Origin of the sequence: Bartonella sp. 220B, assembly GCF_026930205.1 — a bacterium.
Lineage (GTDB): Bacteria > Pseudomonadota > Alphaproteobacteria > Rhizobiales > Rhizobiaceae > Bartonella.
In genome coordinates, this window is the sequence record NZ_JANHOI010000060.1 from 1 (window position 1) to 1,273 (window position 1,273).

1 protein-coding gene is annotated in these 1,273 nt (G+C 36.9%); it reads right to left on the reverse strand.

Features of this window, described 5'->3' with window-relative positions; translation table 11 throughout:
• Positions 1-1,273 (reverse strand): autotransporter outer membrane beta-barrel domain-containing protein (locus NPX99_RS08680; protein ID WP_269031425.1); only part of this gene is annotated, 1,273 nt, incomplete at both ends.

Consider the following 1,273-nt stretch of genomic DNA (forward strand, 5'->3'; position numbering starts at 1 on the left):
GCAAGATCTGCAGGTTGCGGATCTATTGCATCAGAGAGCGAAATTGGAGAAGATATAGTCTCAGAGGAATCTGTTTCTGGATTCATATAGAGGCCTTCAAGGCGAAAATCCCAAAATTTTCCATCACCTGCAACTAATCTTTGCGTAGCATCTGCTTCTCCAAAAGGAGAACCAGGACCATAGCCACGAAGACAATATTGGTAAGGAAAACCATTGACTGTAATATAACTACCAGCAAGCTTAAAGGAATCTTCCTTCGCTGTCCCAGAAACTTGAATCAATGAAATGCTTTGATCTTTTCCATCACGTACTTCTCGTCCTGAATTGTTCTTAAAGTTTTGCATATGAACCACAGTGGTTCCAGAAATATCACCATAGATCAAAATACGATCGGTTTTTTGAGGATCAAAAGAACCATTATCATCCAAAAATGCACTCAGCTTAATCTGAGCATTACCCTGCGCACTATATACTCTTTTATATTTTGACAATACTATTTTGTCTTCCTCATTTATAACGACTTTGTCTTTTATAATTCCTTTGTTTTTCTCATTTATCTCTGTTTCTTTTCCAATGCGCAGCGTCTGATAACCATCAGAAGTATCTTCATCAAAAATAAGTATACTATCAGAAAGACTCAGAGATGAAAGTGATGAATCTGGAGAATCCAACCCTTGTAAACTTCTCTGCTTTCTTTTTTTGAGAAACCATGTTGAGCCATGCGCTAACTGTAAATTAACGGTAGAAACATCTTCAGTGCGGATACCTCCTATAAGGGTAGAAGCATCCGCTCTAACAAAAAGAGAGACATCATTTTCAGCTTTTAATAATAAATCACCAGAGACTTGAGTTTCTTCTGATAACTTAAGAATACCTTTAGCCCCATAGCCATTAGTTCCCGTAGCATAAATAGCCGTACCATCTGGAACTGCAAACTTTGTCTTTGACAGAGAAACAGATGCGACTCCCATGATGATTTTTTGCATATCTGAAAGCTTTTCATCATTTCGGCTTAACATTTTTGCAGCTTCTTCTGGATCTAATGTATGAAAATATAAACCATAGGCACTCTCGCCCTGCACAGAAATATAAGATCTTTCAATCTGAAGATTTGTATTCTTAAAATTGTCGAGTACACCATATTTTTCAGTCAATTGACCATTAGCATATGCATAACCCGAGTAATTTTTAATTAAAAATCCATGCATATCAGTAAGCTGAAGAGTATTATCCCTCAAATGGACACTTCCACCTTGAAACATCTCAAAAGCTT